The sequence below is a fragment of the Gloeobacter kilaueensis JS1 genome (assembly GCF_000484535.1).
GTDB classification, from domain to species: Bacteria; Cyanobacteriota; Cyanobacteriia; order Gloeobacterales; family Gloeobacteraceae; genus Gloeobacter; species Gloeobacter kilaueensis.
Map to the genome: position 1 here is coordinate 2,521,142 of NC_022600.1, position 14,216 is coordinate 2,535,357.

Consider the following 14,216-nt stretch of genomic DNA (forward strand, 5'->3'; position numbering starts at 1 on the left):
ATTCAGGCAATCGGCAGCGATTGTAGGTTGAGGTAAGCCCAGTAGGCTCCGCGATTTTTAAGGAGTTGCTGGTGCTCGCCAACTTCGACGATCCGGCCTTTGTCGAGCACGACGATCCGATCGGCGTTGCGCACCGTCGAAAGACGATGGGCAATCACGATCACGGTGCGGTTGCGGCGCAGCCGCTCCAGCGCCTCCTGCACCAGTTGTTCTGACTGCGAGTCGAGGGCGCTGGTCGCCTCGTCGAGAATGAGAATTTCCGGATCCCGCAGGATCGCTCGGGCAATCGAGATGCGCTGGCGCTGGCCGCCCGAAAGCTGTACGCCCCGGTCGCCCACCAGGGTGTCGTAGCCGTTGGGCAACTGGCAGATAAATTCGTGGGCATTGGCGAGGCGGGCGGCTTCAACGATCCGTGCCTCGCTCACCGCCTCCAGGCCGTAGGCGATGTTGGCGCGGATCGCGGTGTTGAAGATGTAGGTGTCCTGGTTGACGATGCCGATGTGACGGCGCAGGGAGGTGATGTCGTAGGCGCGGAGGTCGAGGCCGTCGATCTCGATGCTGCCACTGGCAACGTCGTAGAGTCGGGGTACCAGGGCTGCCACCGTCGATTTGCCTGCCCCCGAGGCACCGACCAGGGCCACGGTCTGGCCGCGCGGCACCTCCAGATCAAAGCCCGTCAGCACCTTGCTGCGTCCGGTGTAAGAAAAATCGACATCGCGAAAGACGATGCTCTCGCGCAGGCCCGTAAAGACGATCTGCCCCGGTTGATCGCGCTGTTCTTCTGGCAGCTCCAGACCGGCTGCTACCTGGGCGAAGGCGGAAAGGTTTTCCTGGATGTAGCCACGGGCGGTGTTGATTTTTTTGGTGACCGGGATGATCCGCACCAGGACGAGCATGAACAGCAACAGCTCGGAGGTGGCGAGCAGCCCCCGTGCGATGAGGAGGTTGTAGCTGCTGACGAGGATGATCATCGCCACCCCGAGGGTCGCCCATTCGGTGAGCGGGTCGATCACGTTCTGCTTTCTGGCAAGCACGTTGCTGGTCTCCACCAGGCGGCGGGAGATGGCCTGAAACTTGCCCATCTCGAAGTCCTCGCTGCCGTAGGACTTGATGATCCGGATGCCGCCCAGCGCGTCGAGGGCGCGCACGTAGAGGTCGCTTCTCGCTTCGACTACAGCGCTGCCGGACTGGCGAATCTTGTTTAACAAAAAAGTCAGCCCCAGCCCGACCGCGCCGATGAGCATCACCACCAGCACCGTGAGCCGCCAGGAGACGACAAGCAGTGTGCCCAGGTAAGCGAGGAGGGTCAGCGAACTGGTGACGGCGGCAAAAAAGAACGAGAGCATGATGCTGACGTTGGTCGTCTCGCTGAGGAGGGTGCTCGTCACCCGCCCCATCTGAATATTGTCGAAGAAGGCGACCGGCGCTCTTAGATAGTTGCAGTAGAGTTGCTCGCGCAAAAGGGCAACGACCTCCTCCCGATAAAAGCAGGTGAGAACTTGAGATAGGTAATATAAATATCCTTTGAGGGTGAGGGCCGCCATCAGCACGAGCGTAAAAGCAAAGATGAGCGTGCCTTTTTGCTGGTGCTCGATCCAGCTGTTCACCCCGGCCACCAGCGCGCCACCCGGCAGGTGCAGCGCCGCCGGTCCGCCCTCGTTGAGCAGGACTTTAAGAAAGGGCACCATCAGCCCGATGCCGACACCGTCGAGCAGCGATGCTAAGAGCATCGTGAACAGGCCAAAGTAGAGCGTCCGGCGCGGCACCGTACAGCAGAGGGAGACAAGCCGGCCAAGCTTGCCGGGGGTCCGGCTCCAGAGGGATTTGCGCAGCTGAGCGATCACGGAGAACTCCGATTGAGGGTGTCAGACCAGACTTGCGAAAAATAGCCCCAGCGCCAGGAGAAAACCATCCGCTCGCGGATGCGCACTTTTGGATCCGGCCAGAACTGGGCTATCAGTTTTTGAACGTCGAAGAGTACTCTAAGCAGGCTCCAGGTGCTCCCGAGGTAGAGCCGCAGCGCCGGGCGACCGAGCAGGCTCTCGATGAGCGCCACCGACCGCCCCTGCCAGTAGCTGCGACCAATCAACCACTGGGCGTTGACCCGCTCCTTGGGAATCCAGTGCTGCACCGAGGCTTGCGGGTCGTAGTAGAATCCGCCGCCCAGCCGCTGGAGGGTGGCGTTGAGTAGGTACTCTTCGCCGGAGAGCAACTTCACCCCGACCCGCCCCAGCCGTTCACAAAAACCGCCCGCCGCCACGAGCGCCTCCCGCCGGTAGGCGACGTTCGCCCCCCAGGGAAATTCGTTGGGGGCGAACCAGCGCGGCTCCTCGCCGCCGTCGAGGGTAGTGAAGATCACCTCCATCATCGGGATCACCCAGTCGGGCCGGGGCACCTCCCAGAGCGGCGCGATCGGCCCGCCGACGCTCACCGGTTCGGGCAGCACCGTCTGAAAGGAGGCAAGCAGGGCAGCGAGCCAGCCTGGGGAGGGGATGGCATCGTCGTCCAAAAAAGCGACATAAGGACTACCGGCGGCCTGCCAGCCGGTGTTGCGCGCCCTTGAAAGACCCTGGACGGGCTCGAAGAGGTAGCGCAACTGGGGCAGCCGCTCGCGCTGAAACGCCTCGCACAGCGAACGGGTCCGGTCGGTGGAGGCGTTATCGACTACCAGAATCTCGAAGGCGGTGGCCGGTAAGCTCTGGGTGCAAAGCGCTTCCAGGGCCAGTTCCAGCCGCTCGGCGCGGTTGTAGGTGCAGATGATGGCCGAAATCAGGGGAGAGCCCATGGGCGTCTGAAGCTCCATTTGAGCGATTCGAGGGAGAGCGGACCCACCAGGCGGGCGAGCGAGCGGGTGAGCGGGTGGGAGCGGGGCGGCTGAAAATCCGGCACCAGGGCGCGCAGGTCGGCGAACGCCTGACGGGCACTCGCCGGGCGTCCGGCCTGCAGTTCGCCCTGCACGACCCGCCAGAGGCGTCCGGCGAGTGCCCCGGCGCGCTCTGGGGTGAGCAGCCCAGCAGCGAGCAGGCTGTGCCCGTACTCCACCAGCACCCGGCGCATCGCCTCGTTACCTTTTGGGTTGGCCGAGAAGCGCTCGCCGCCGTGGTCGCGGGCAATCGAGCGCACGCCCGGCGCGTAGCGGATCCGGGCTCCTTTGAAGGCCCGCCGCAGGTGCAACTCGTAGTCGTCCACGCACAGACAGTCGAGCCGCCAGCCGCCCTGGGCGATGAGCGTCTCGCGGCGGTGCAGGGGGACGGCGGTCTGGGTGTTTTCGGCCAGAAAAAACGTGATCCAGTCCGCCCCGGCGTCGCGGCCTGCAAAGGTGCGGGTAAAGTGGCCCGGCTCCTCTTTAAAAAAGGCGTAGTCGCCAAAGACCATGTCGCTGCCCGTCTGCTGGAGGATGGGCACCTCGACTTCGAGCTTGGTCGGCAGCAGCAGATCGTCGGAGTCGAGAAACTGAACCCATTCGCCTCGGGCCAGGTGCAGGCCGACGTTGCGGGCGTTGGCGGCTCCGCCGTTGGTGAGGCGCTGGTAGCGCACCCGTTCGCCGAAGGAGCGGACGATTGTCTCGGTGTGATCGGTGGAGCCGTCGTCTACCACGATCACCTCCAGGCGCTGCCAGCGCACCGCCAGAGCCGAACGCAGGCACTCGCCCAGCAAGTCGGCGCGGTTGTAGGTGGGAACGACGATCGAGACCAGCGGCAGGCGGCCATTGGCGGGTTCGGTGGGCATGGGGCAGTCTCTCTAGCGCAGGGCGCGGGGCGGTTGCCACCCCGCGTGGGCGAGCTGGGCGCTCAGGGTACCAACAAAGTGATTCCAGAGCACCGCCAGGCGCATCAGATCCTGGGGCACCGCCCAGGCCGGGGTGCGCCGGATCGGAGCGAGGCAGGCCCGGCTCAGGGTCGTCCAGGGATAAATGGCAAGGCCAATCAATACTTTGAGAAAGTACTTGATCGCCCCCGGCAGCGGGGCCATCTGGGGATGGGCGAGGGCCAGATAAAACCAGCCGTAGGCGTCGCGGCGAAGCACGTAGGCAAAATCGGTGAAGCGGGTGCGGTAGCGGTGGTAGACGATCGCCTGGCTGGGATCCAGAATCTTGAGGGTGTAGCGGCCCGAACTCAAAATGCGCCAGCTCATCTCGACGTCGGGACCAGAAAAATTCTCCTCGTCGAAGAGGCCCAGATCGTCGAAGACCGAGCGCCGGTACATGACGTTGGCGGTGATGAGGTAAGGCTGGATGCGCCGGGAGCCGGGGCTGTGGTTGGGGCTTTTGAAGACGCAGCCTTCAAAGTAATCGACGTAGTTGCTCACGGTGGCAGGCACCAGCGATCCGCCCACCGCACCAAGGCGCGGATCGTCGAACCCCTGCCACAGCTCGGTGAGCCAGCCGGGACTCACCTGGCAGTCGGCGTCGGTAAAGGCGATAAATTCGCCCCGCGCCTGTCGGATCGCCCGGTTGCGGGCGGCGTAGGGTCCGGCCTTCGCTTCTTCGAGCACCGTCACTGCTTCTGCGGCGAGGAGCAGGGCGAGGCTGTTGTCGCTGGAGCGGTTATCGACGCAGAGAATCTCCAGCCGCTCCGCCGGCCAATCGAGGGCGCTGAGCGAGGCGAGCAGGTGGGGCAGTTCTGCTTCTTCGTTGAAGACCGGCACGATTATCGAGATAAAAGGCAGCAATTCTGGGGGCATCGTGGTTTTAGAGATGGGTCTATGTTTTTTCGATGAGCTTGCGCCGCACCCGCTCAAGGGCAAAGTGAGGGAGAGCCGGATAGCCCTGGCGCAGCGCCTGCCAGCTCGTGCGCACCCCCGACTTCCAGCTCGACCAGGCCACATCCAGCCAGCCCCGCTGCACCGCCAGCCGCACCAGATCGCTGTCGGCGGCCTCAGATTGGGCGGCCTGGGCCTGCACCACCTGCAGGTGATCGAGGGCGAGGCGCAGATCATCGACCGTCAGGCTGTCGGCCCGCTTGCGGTAGGTGGTGAGCGCTTCGCCGACAAAGCCCGCCTGCCAGCCTTTGCGGACGATCGCAAGCCAGAGGTCGTAATCTTCGCCGGTGCGCAACTGTTCGTTGAAGTGCAACCCCTCCGCCAGGGCGGCGGCGCGCAGAACGACGCAGCTGCTGGTGCCGGTCCAGTTGCGCACCAGAAAGTCGCGCCAGCCCAGCACCGGTTTGGCGGGCGGTGTGAACCAGGGCGGACTGAGCAAAGGTTGCCCTGCGCCCTCGTAGAGGACGTGGAACCAGTTAAAGCTCAGCCCGAGCTGGGGTTCGCGCACCAGGAGCTGCCGATGCCGCTCCAGCTTGCGCGGATGCCACAGATCGTCCGCGTCCAAAAAGGCGATAAATTCGCCCTTGGCCAGCTGCAGGCCAGTGTTGCGGGAGGCGGCCACTCCCTGGTTGCGCTGGTAGAAGTAGCGCAGGCGCGGATCGCTGAAGGCGCGCACCCGCTCGCCCGTGCCGTCGGTCGAACCGTCGTCGATCACGACCAGTTCAAGATCCGTCTCGCTCTGGTTCAAGACCGAATCGATCGCCGCCTCGATGTAGCCCGCCGTGTTGTAGGCGGGCATGAGCACGCTAAAAGTAGTCATGACAAAATAGCAGGGTGGGGGCCAATTTTGCGGATCGGTCGGGCCGGTACGCCCCCCACGAGCGTGTAGGCTTCGACATCGCGGGTGACGACGCTGCCGGCGGCGACGACCGCTCCTCGGGCGATGGTGACGCCCTTGAGGACGGTCGCTTTGGTGGCGATCCAGACGTCGTCCTCGATGCAGATCGCTTCGGCAGGCGCAGGGGTGTCGCGGTCGATCAGGCCGTGAAAGTCGCTATCCAGGATCGAAACCCAGTTGGCGATCTGGACGTTGTTGCCGATGGCGACGATCGCCTGGGCGGAGATCGTCGTGGCGCTGTTGATAAAGACGTTGTCGCCGATGGTGAGCAGGCCGCCTGCACCCACCGCAAGCTGGCTGCGCCCGAGGTGCGACCAGAGCGAAAAATGATCGCCAATCTTGAGGGTGCCCCGATTTTCGATGAGGGGCAGGGCGCGGCAGCGGGGGGCATCGCCGACAGAGGTGCAGTGGCGCAGGCTCCAGCGGGCAAACACTTCGGCTTTGTAGTCTCGCAGTCGTTGCAGCATGGCGCGTTCAGGTGGCCAGAAAATCGAAGCGAAAAAAATCGCGGCTGCCCAGGCGCTCCTTGAAAATCTGGGCGCGCTCGCGCAGCGTGTAGCGAAAGTGGCCGTCGCCCCGGTAGTAGTGCAGCTGCCGGCTGGGTACGATCGATTGCATCCAGTTCACCCCAGCGTCCAGCGAGCGGTAGTGGACGAAGTTGGCGTCGTTGGCGGCCCGCGCCGCCTGGCGGGTCAGCAGCCGGAGCTGAATTTGCTCTGGATCGCGGTACTGGTAGTGGCGGTTGGGGATCTTGGAGGAGCACTTCTTGCGCCCCGCCGGCCAGAGCGGAAAGATATAGCCGCTCGGGTGCTCTGCGTCGGTGGTCTCAGGCCAGACGAGATCGTCGCTGATTCTAAACAGGCGCTGCTCGACATTGACGAAGCGGTAGTAGCGCCGCCGCTGGGCGATGGGTCTTGATCGCGAGTCGCCGCCTTTGAGGTGCTCCTGCCAGTCCGTGTCGGTGTAATAAAAGTTGTACTGCAGCGTATTGATCTGCTGGGCACCCTCGCGCTCCGCCCGCTGGATCGCCCCCGTCGGATCCTCGGCCAGAAATTCGTCGGCGTCGAGAATATAGAACCAGTCGCCGATCGCACAGCCGCTGCGCACGGCGTTGTAGACCTGGGCGCGCAGGCCATCGCTGAAGGGTACCGCCTCGCGCCGGTAGGGAACGATCACCTCGCCTGCCAGCGCCTGCACCTGATCCCAGCTGTCGTCGCTGCTACCGGTATCGAAGACGTAGATCCGGTGGCAAAAGCGGCTGGCGTACCTGAGGGTCTGGGCGACGACATCGCCTTCGTTTTTGAGCAGACAGACGGCGTGAATGCGGCTCATGGCGTTATCCTTCGAGGAGCGGAGCAGTCTGGACCGAGATTGGGGCAGCGGGGGCGGGCCAGGGCCAACCGGCCACCGCCAGGGCCGCCCACCAGTAAAAGAAAAACGTCGTCGTCTGCCAGTAGTGCTCGGCGAGCATCCCGACAGTGGTGGCGCAGTAGATACTCAAGAGCACCCAGCACAGCTCCCGCTGGGGCGAATCGGGGAGAGCACCTCGCCAGAGGCTCAGTACCCGCACCGATAGAGTCCCCCACATCAGGACGAACAGGCAGAAACCCACCGCTCCTGTCTCCGCGAGGGCGCGCACGAAGTCGTTGTGGGAGTCGTTGCGATACGGCGTCAGGATCGCTGTCGTGCCAAGGCCGTGGCCGAGCACCGGAGCCTGCTCCCAGGCCCGGACAAGATAGCTCCACTGGGCAATGCGCCAGGCGAAGCTGTTGTCGTCGAGGTGGGCCAGCCGGGCCGCCTTGCCGAGGTTAAAGTCGCCGTTGAGGATCGGGGTCTGCCGCAGCGCGTTCAGCCGCTCGCGGCCCATATCGGTGTTGGCAAAGATGCCCAGCACCAGGGTGAGGGCAATCGCCGCCCCGACCAGGCCCTTGAGGTTGAGGCGCGGCAGGGCAACCATACCCACCAGCACCGGCAGCATCGCGATCCCCGAAAGGGAGTTGGTGTTGATGAACAAAAAGCCGAGCAGGGCAAGCAGCGCCAGCCAGCGCTTCCGGTGGCTGGTGGCGTACTTCCACCAGACCAGGCCCGCCATCAGCACCAGGTAGACCGCGAGGGTGTTGGGATGGCCGAGGGTGCCATAGATCCGGTTGTGCATGTACACCCGCAGCTCGTAAGGCAGGGCGGCGATGGGCAGCGCAAGCTGGGCAAAGGCGACGCTCGTCGGAGCCACCAGCGAGAGCAGCAGCCAGTCGAGGACGCGCTGGGGGCTGATCGTATCGCGCAGCTGCATGACGAGCCAGTAGACCCCGGCGTAGGAGACAAAGCGGATCCACTCGCGCAAGCAGAGGCCGAACGCCTCGGGCGGTTCTTCTCCCAGCCAGCCCAGATAAGAGGCGACAGGCCAGAAGCTCATCGCCGCTACCCAGAGCAACAAAAAAATACCCCACCAGTCTCCCTTGATGGGCCTATGCAACAGCAGGCAGCCCAGCACATAGAAGGCAAGGATGGCATCGATGCCGAGGGCGAGAAGCGAAGCGAGCTGCCAGCGACCGAAGGGGTCGAGGCTGGAGCGGATCGTGAGGAGCACGAGCACCGCGATCGTAAAGTGGCGGGCTAAAAAGCTCACCCCGATCGCGGCGACGAAGAAGGCGGCGAGTAAGAGCGGCGAGCGGGCGGCGGCGACGCCGATGCCGATACTCACGACGACGAGCAGGTTCCAACTCGATTTCCAGAGCGGCGCTTCGAGGGTCATGGGTTTTTAGGGGCAGTGGCGGTGGAAGTTGGCAAAAAAACCGGTGGGCGAGAGCCATTCGACCCAGAGGCGGCGGCAGGCGAGCTGCAACTGGCTAAATTCGCGGGGGCTGAGGCGGGCGTGGAAAGCTTCGATCCGCTCGGCGATGTGGGGCAGATCGTCCTCTTTGACCCAGACGCAGTAGCGCTGCCAGTCGATCCAGCGCCCAAAGGGCAGTTCACAGTCGGTGTCGATCAAGACCGGGATACGACCGCAACTGAGCGTCTCGTAGAAGCGGTAGGAGAAGTTGCCGCCGCCGCGCGCGCAGAGAATGTAGTCGCTGTTGAGCATGTTGGCGACGAACTGCCGCCGCGCCTCAAGGGCCAGACTTTCGCTGTGGTGCAACCGGTCGCGCAACAGAAAGTTGCAGGCGATGCGGGGGCTTTCAGCGAGGATGTAGAGCGCCTGGGAGCGCACCCGCGAACCATAGAGCCAGGGCAGGGGATGGCGGGTGAGTTCGATCCCGACGCTGTGGGCGAGCTTTGGTAGTACCGGTGTCGCCCCGAGCCTGAGCCGGAGGCGCGCCTTCCAGCCGCCGTTGGTCCTGCAGAGTGCGTCGTAGCCGCAGTAGCCCACCACCGGTCGGGTCCGCTTGCGGCGCAACTGCACCTCGCCTCCGCTGTAGCGCTCGACAAAATCCTCGCTCCAGCCCGGCAGGACGAATTCGTTTTTTGCCCGCCGAGATCGCAAGAGCGAAGTGCGAAAGACCAGGGCGTTGTCGAGGGGCACCGGGGCGGTGGCATCGTCCGGATAAAAGACGACGAGCCGTTTACCGGCAGCGCGGGCTCGCGCTGCCAACTGGTGGGCGAGGTGGGCCGCCTCCGGCGAATGGGCCGCCTCCGTCCAGTCGAAGGGCAACACCGCCAGGTCTGCCTCTTCCAGAGCGCCGAGGGCAAAGTGCTCGCTGCCCGTCCGGGCGTAGTGATCGTAGCGCCCGCTATTCGGGTTGGCCGGATCCTCGGCGTTCTTGCCCCAGAAGGGATAGAGCAGCACGCAGTGGGGGGAGCTTGCCGGTAGATAGTGGCGGTCGGCGTAGAGGGCGATCATGACCTTCAGGCGCGCTGGGCTGCGGGATGGGTGTGGTTCCAGTCGGCCACCTCGACCTCGACGCAGCGATTGAGGCCGACGATCGCACAGGCGAGGGAGCCGCTTACCCGGTGGGGGGTCTGGGTGGGCGACCAGATCACGCTGTCGCGGACGTGGGCACCGGCTTCGAGGACCGTGTGATCCCCGATGCACGAAAAGCCCGTTACGATCGCCCCGGCCCGCACGTGGCAGTGATCGCCGATGAACGCTTCCGCTGCGATCGAGGCTCCCGGTTCGACGATCGTGTGCCGCCCGATTCGCCGTCCGGCGTGGTGGCGGCGCAGCAACTCCCAGTGGGTGATGAGGTACTGCGGCAGGGTGCCGACATCCGACCAGTAGGCGTCGGTCTGCATCGCAAAAAGCGGCGCACCGGCGGCGAGCAGGGCCGGAAAAAGATCGCTGCCAAAGTCGTAGGCGTGCTCCGCTGGAATCCAGTCGAGGACTTCTGGTTCCAGGATGTAGATTCCCATGTTCGCAAAGCGCGAGCGCTCGCTGCCGGGGGCGGGCTTTTCTTGAAACGAGGTGATCCGGCCTGTGGGGTCTGTGACCACTACCCCAAAGCGCGAGGGGTCGGCCACTTCTTTGATCGCCATCGTCACGAGGGCTCCCCGCTCGCGGTGAAAGGCGAGCAACTCACTCAAGTCGAGGTCGCTCACCACGTCGCCTGAGACGACCGCAAAGGTGCCGTCCGCCAGGTAGTCGCCCTGGCGGCGCACCCCGCCCGCTGTGCCCAGGAGTTTTTCTTCGTGGGAGTAGCGCAGGCTGACGCCGTGGCGGCTGCCGTCGCCGAACGCCTCGATGATCCGCTCGGCCTTGTAGTGGACGTTCGCCACGAGTTCTGAGAAGCCGTGCCGATGACACAGACTCATCACCCGCGCCATCACCGGCTCGTTGAGCACCGGTACCAGGGGTTTCGGCAATTCGTCGGTAAAGGGCCGCAGGCGCGTGCCTTTGCCGGCGGCGAGCACGAAAGCTTTCATCGTGGGACTCCTCACGAATAGAAAAAATTTCAGCGGCCAAACAGGTAGCCAAAGGGAAAGACCAGGTTGAGCAGGCCGCCGATCGGTCCTAAAAAGGCTCTGATATCGTCGGCGAACTGGCGGCTGCCCTGGCGGCCAATAAAGACGATGTCGCCGTTGCGCACCTGAAAGGCGACTTTGCCCTCGGCGATGGCGCTGACATCGACGTGCAGGCGCTGGAGTTTGCCGCTGGGCATCATCCGGGCGACGTTGACGCTGCTCAGATCCGCCTCGGTGGTCGGCCCACCCGCCTCGTAGATCGTGTTGAGCAGCGAGGAGCGGGGATCGGCGTTGACCAGACCTGGCTTTTTTACCTCCCCCGCCACCTGCACCTTCACCGTCTCCGGGGCAAAGGTGGTGGTGGCGAGGGTGGCGGCCATCTGCTCGCCGGCGGCGTCCCCTTCTTCCAGCCGGGCGACCTTTACCGTGTCACCGTCGGTGAGGGACAGATCCTGGCTGAAGTCGCCCGACTGCAGCGCCTGCCAGAGGTCGATCGTCTTTTCGGTGGGTCCATCCGGTCCCTGGCGAATCAAACTCACCCGGCGCATGTCGGCGAGCGGCGTCACCCCGCCGGCCAGACTGAGGGCACCGCTGATCGTCTCCTGGCTCTGGACGCCGTTGCCGCCGGTGTTGGGCTGGATGGCGGCGTTGAGCTGGTTCTGGACTCTAAAGGACTGGGGGCCGGGATTGAGCACCTCGCCAATCACGTTCACCTTCAAAGGCCGGGTGCCGATCACCGAGACCGAGATCACCGGCTGGCGCAGGATGCCCTGAAAGCGTCCGCTCAGCTCGCTGCTCAATTGCTCCGGGGTGCGGCCCGCCGCCTGCACCGCCCCCAGGTACAGCACGTTGATCGTGCCGTCCGGAAGGATCAGTTGATCTTTGGAGAGGTCCGGAAAATCGACGACATCGACGTGGATGCGGTCGCCGCTGCGCAACCGGTAGCCCTGGTTGACCAGCCCGGTGCTGAGGGTAGGTACCGGCTCACCGGCAGCGAGCCCCCGCTCCGGCAGCGGCCCAAAAAGAGCGAGCGCCAGGAGCAGACCCAGGCGTGCAGGATGTTTCATCGCGATCACCCAAAAATTAGTGGCGGGCGGAGGGCAGTTGCAAGATATCGGTGCCTTCGGGCACCGCCTTGCGCTGGTAGTAGTTGTAGGCCAGCTCCTGACGACCGTTGACGCCGTTGAGCACCAGACCCAGTAGCTTGATCCGGTTGCGCTCGATCACCTGTTTGACCCGCACCAGCGGTTCGTGCTCCGAGTGCTCGGGCCGGACGACGAGCAAAATCCCCCGCGCCCTGGCTCCAAAAAGATAGCCGTGGGCGTAGCCTCCCAGAGGGGGCGTATCGACGACAATCTGGTCGTAGCGGTTCGCAAGTTGAGCCAGGAGCGCTTCGAGGGCCGGTGGGCTCAAAAAGCTCGCCGAATCTTCCAGCTGCAGTTGTCCGGCGGTGAGCACGTCGAGGTTTTCGCTCGCCGAAGGTTGGATGAGGCTCTCGATCGGGGGCGGGTTGCCACTACCCACCTGCTCGTAGAGCCACTCCGCAAGGCCCGGCCCTGCTTCGAGCTTGAGCAGGCTCGCCACCGACGGGCGGACCAAATCGGCGTCGATGAGCAGCACGCGCTGGCGCGAGTGGGCCATCGAGCGCGCCAGCCGAATCGAGACGTTCGTCTTGCCTTCGTTGGGCAGGGCGCTGCTCACGACGATGAGGGGCTCGGCCTGATTGCCCAGCTGGCCCAAAAAGCGCAGGTTCATGCACAGCATCCGGTAGGCTTCCCGGTTCCAGGCTTCGAGCGCTTCGCTGGGGCGCGCCTCGATGAGGGGCAGCGAGGCGAGCACCGGGATCTGCAACAACTGCTGCACCTCCGGTCCTGAGAGCACCTTGCGGCTGAAGGCTTCTTTGAGGGCGACCGATCCTACCCCGGCGGCGATCCCGGCGGCGGTACCGGCGGCAGCGAGCACGAAGAAGTTGGGCCAGACCGGTGCACCCGGTTCGCTGGGCGGTTCTACCAGCTGCACGTTGGCAAGCCCCTGGGCTTCGGCGATCTTCGCTTCTTCGAGGCGGTTGGCGAGCAGGTTGAAGGCGTTGGTATTCACCTGCACCTTGCGGGTGAGCTGGGCGTAGCGCACCTGCCGCCCCGGCAGCACCTGCAATTTCTGGCGGTATCCACCGATCGCGGCGGTGACATTGTTCAGTTCGCGGCCCGTGCCGCTGTGCTTGACCTCCAGTTGGGCCAGGGTGGTGGTCAACTCCTGACTTACCGAATCGACCTTCACCGACTGCTCGCCACTGCTGCCGCCCAGACGGCGGATCCGGCCATCGATCAAACTCTCAAGCGCCTCGCGCTGGCGCTGCAGCGACTGCATGATCGGGTGCTGGGGGCCGAGCCGACCGCTCTGGCGGGCGATATCGGCGTCGAGGGTGGCAAGCTGGGCGCGCATCGCCTGGATGTCGGGATCTTCGCTCACCGCCAGCCGGGTGATCGCCTGGGCGCTGGTGCGCCCGCCCAACCGCTGCCTGAGCCCATCTAGCTGCGACTGCTCCGAGTCGAACATCGCCCTCAGTTCGCGCTGGCGCGTCTCAAGGGTCGAGAGGTTGTTGACCGCCGTCTGGGTCTCGACGGCAATCTCGACGGAGCCAGAAGCGTTCTGAAAATTCTGCAGATCCCGCTCGGCCTGCTTGAGGTTGCGCTCGACGGTGGGCAGCTTCTGCTGGATGAACTGGCGAATCGCCGTCGCCCGCCTGCGGCTGCTCGCCACCATGTCGCGAATAAAAGCGTCAGCCACCGCCTGCACCACCTGACGGGCACTGTGGGGATCGCCGCTCTTAAACGAAAGCACGACGATATCAGTCCCCAGGATCTGCTTGGTCGCGAGTCCGGCGCGCAGTTGATCGACGCTGAAGACAGAGTGGGTCTTGGGGTTGACAGGCTTTGCCGCCTCGATCGCCGACTGGAGAACCGAGCCGGTCTTGATAAGTTCCAGGCGGTTCTCGATCGGATCGCTGGCGTGGGCGTAGGTGCCGTTGTCGGCCACACCGGCCAGACCTGAGACCTCCGGACCGGGATCTTGAAAGAGCAATTTGGCCTCCGACTGGTACTCGACCGGCGTCAGCAGGCCAGTTGCCAGGCAAGAACCGAGTACCAGCGTAAAAGCGAGCGCTGCCTGCAACCTGTGTCTTGCAAAGACGCGCAGCAGCGAAACTGTGGTAGCCATAGGGATCCCTTATCCAAGTTCGTAAAGCCGTATCTATTCAGCGATCCAGCGCGAGGTCAGGCAACGGGCCTGCTGCCGGCTAAATTCGCTCACCGACGGATTGTAAGGAGGCACCACCCCGAGCGCCCGCTGCCAGAGGCGATCGTCGGCCCGCATCGCAGTGTATCCGTCGCTGCGTTTTTGGATGTGGTACCAGCCGTTTTCGTCGCATTCCGGGCACCAGAACGCTTCGAGCCATTCGTCGCTCAGCGGAACAGCCTGCTGTTGAGCAAGCAGTTGCTGGATGCGCGGCGGGCGCATTCCGCGCTGCTTGAGCTGTTCGGCTGTGTGGGCAAACAAGTTCTGTTTGCGACTGCGACTGTCCATCAGACAGCCGTGGGTCGGGCACTTGATGCGGCGACCGCCGGAACGGGAACGGTTCCGGTTGCGTTCGGATCTTTTCATG

Annotated in this window: 13 protein-coding genes; all 13 read right to left on the reverse strand. The window is 64.3% G+C overall.

Annotation, left to right across the window (positions count from 1 at the left end; genetic code table 11):
- Positions 1 to 2 precede the first annotated feature (2 nt).
- From GKIL_RS11640 to GKIL_RS11700, 13 genes are read right to left on the reverse strand one after another with little or no spacing between them, the layout of a single operon-like run.
- A complete protein-coding gene (locus tag GKIL_RS11640; protein WP_023173813.1) occupies positions 3 to 1,844 on the reverse strand; it encodes an ABC transporter ATP-binding protein in 1,842 nt (613 codons plus the stop codon).
- On the reverse strand, positions 1,841 to 2,785 hold the full coding sequence (locus GKIL_RS11645) for a glycosyltransferase family 2 protein (RefSeq protein WP_023173814.1): 945 nt from the start codon (positions 2,783 to 2,785) through the stop codon (positions 1,841 to 1,843). The genes GKIL_RS11640 and GKIL_RS11645 overlap by 4 nt, the downstream gene beginning before the upstream one ends.
- Positions 2,770 to 3,729 (reverse strand): glycosyltransferase family 2 protein, encoded by a 960-nt coding sequence (locus GKIL_RS22670; RefSeq protein WP_023173815.1) that lies wholly within the window; start codon positions 3,727 to 3,729, stop codon positions 2,770 to 2,772. Before GKIL_RS22670 ends, GKIL_RS11645 begins: the two co-directional genes overlap by 16 nt.
- 12 nt (positions 3,730 to 3,741) lie before the next feature.
- On the reverse strand, positions 3,742 to 4,683 hold the full coding sequence (locus GKIL_RS11655; RefSeq protein ID WP_023173816.1) for a glycosyltransferase family 2 protein: 942 nt from the start codon (positions 4,681 to 4,683) through the stop codon (positions 3,742 to 3,744).
- A gap of 19 nt (positions 4,684 to 4,702) precedes the next feature.
- Positions 4,703 to 5,581 (reverse strand): glycosyltransferase family 2 protein, encoded by an 879-nt coding sequence (locus GKIL_RS11660; protein WP_023173817.1) that lies wholly within the window; start codon positions 5,579 to 5,581, stop codon positions 4,703 to 4,705.
- Positions 5,578 to 6,126, reverse strand: coding sequence for an acyltransferase (locus GKIL_RS25740; protein ID WP_023173818.1), 549 nt, complete (start codon positions 6,124 to 6,126; stop codon positions 5,578 to 5,580). Before GKIL_RS25740 ends, GKIL_RS11660 begins: the two co-directional genes overlap by 4 nt.
- 7 nt (positions 6,127 to 6,133) lie before the next feature.
- Positions 6,134 to 6,991, reverse strand: a complete 858-nt coding sequence (locus GKIL_RS11670) for a glycosyltransferase family 2 protein (protein ID WP_023173819.1) — start codon at positions 6,989 to 6,991, stop codon at positions 6,134 to 6,136.
- Between the two features lie 4 nt (positions 6,992 to 6,995).
- On the reverse strand, positions 6,996 to 8,411 hold the full coding sequence (locus GKIL_RS11675) for an O-antigen ligase family protein (protein WP_023173821.1): 1,416 nt from the start codon (positions 8,409 to 8,411) through the stop codon (positions 6,996 to 6,998).
- 6 nt (positions 8,412 to 8,417) lie between these two features.
- Positions 8,418 to 9,497 (reverse strand): exostosin domain-containing protein, encoded by a 1,080-nt coding sequence (locus tag GKIL_RS11680; RefSeq protein ID WP_023173822.1) that lies wholly within the window; start codon positions 9,495 to 9,497, stop codon positions 8,418 to 8,420.
- Between the two features lie 5 nt (positions 9,498 to 9,502).
- Positions 9,503 to 10,516, reverse strand: a complete 1,014-nt coding sequence (locus tag GKIL_RS11685; RefSeq protein WP_023173823.1) for a nucleotidyltransferase family protein — start codon at positions 10,514 to 10,516, stop codon at positions 9,503 to 9,505.
- 29 nt (positions 10,517 to 10,545) lie between these two features.
- On the reverse strand, positions 10,546 to 11,622 hold the full coding sequence (locus GKIL_RS11690; RefSeq protein WP_023173824.1) for an SLBB domain-containing protein: 1,077 nt from the start codon (positions 11,620 to 11,622) through the stop codon (positions 10,546 to 10,548).
- Between the two features lie 16 nt (positions 11,623 to 11,638).
- The gene (locus tag GKIL_RS11695; protein WP_023173826.1) at positions 11,639 to 13,771 is read right to left on the reverse strand and encodes a GumC family protein; all 2,133 of its coding nucleotides are present in this window, start codon (positions 13,769 to 13,771) and stop codon (positions 11,639 to 11,641) included.
- 33 nt (positions 13,772 to 13,804) lie between these two features.
- The gene (locus GKIL_RS11700) at positions 13,805 to 14,215 is read right to left on the reverse strand and encodes a hypothetical protein (RefSeq protein WP_023173828.1); all 411 of its coding nucleotides are present in this window, start codon (positions 14,213 to 14,215) and stop codon (positions 13,805 to 13,807) included.
- Position 14,216: the final 1 nt, after the last annotated feature.

Excerpts from the sequence above, each read along its gene's own strand:
- GKIL_RS11645 (WP_023173814.1), bottom strand. The coding sequence starts at position 2,785 with ATGGGCTCTCCCCTGATTTCGGCCATCATCTGCACCTACAACCGCGCC.
- GKIL_RS22670 (WP_023173815.1), bottom strand. The coding sequence starts at position 3,729 with ATGCCCACCGAACCCGCCAATGGCCGCCTGCCGCTGGTCTCGATCGTC.
- GKIL_RS11655 (WP_023173816.1), bottom strand. The coding sequence starts at position 4,683 with ATGCCCCCAGAATTGCTGCCTTTTATCTCGATAATCGTGCCGGTCTTC.
- GKIL_RS11660 (WP_023173817.1), bottom strand. The coding sequence starts at position 5,581 with ATGACTACTTTTAGCGTGCTCATGCCCGCCTACAACACGGCGGGCTAC.
- GKIL_RS25740 (WP_023173818.1), bottom strand. The coding sequence starts at position 6,126 with ATGCTGCAACGACTGCGAGACTACAAAGCCGAAGTGTTTGCCCGCTGG.
- GKIL_RS11670 (WP_023173819.1), bottom strand. The coding sequence starts at position 6,991 with ATGAGCCGCATTCACGCCGTCTGTCTGCTCAAAAACGAAGGCGATGTC.
- GKIL_RS11675 (WP_023173821.1), bottom strand. The coding sequence starts at position 8,411 with ATGACCCTCGAAGCGCCGCTCTGGAAATCGAGTTGGAACCTGCTCGTC.
- GKIL_RS11680 (WP_023173822.1), bottom strand. The coding sequence starts at position 9,497 with ATGATCGCCCTCTACGCCGACCGCCACTATCTACCGGCAAGCTCCCCC.
- GKIL_RS11685 (WP_023173823.1), bottom strand. The coding sequence starts at position 10,516 with ATGAAAGCTTTCGTGCTCGCCGCCGGCAAAGGCACGCGCCTGCGGCCC.
- GKIL_RS11690 (WP_023173824.1), bottom strand. The coding sequence starts at position 11,622 with ATGAAACATCCTGCACGCCTGGGTCTGCTCCTGGCGCTCGCTCTTTTT.
- GKIL_RS11695 (WP_023173826.1), bottom strand. The coding sequence starts at position 13,771 with ATGGCTACCACAGTTTCGCTGCTGCGCGTCTTTGCAAGACACAGGTTG.
- GKIL_RS11700 (WP_023173828.1), bottom strand. The coding sequence starts at position 14,215 with ATGAAAAGATCCGAACGCAACCGGAACCGTTCCCGTTCCGGCGGTCGC.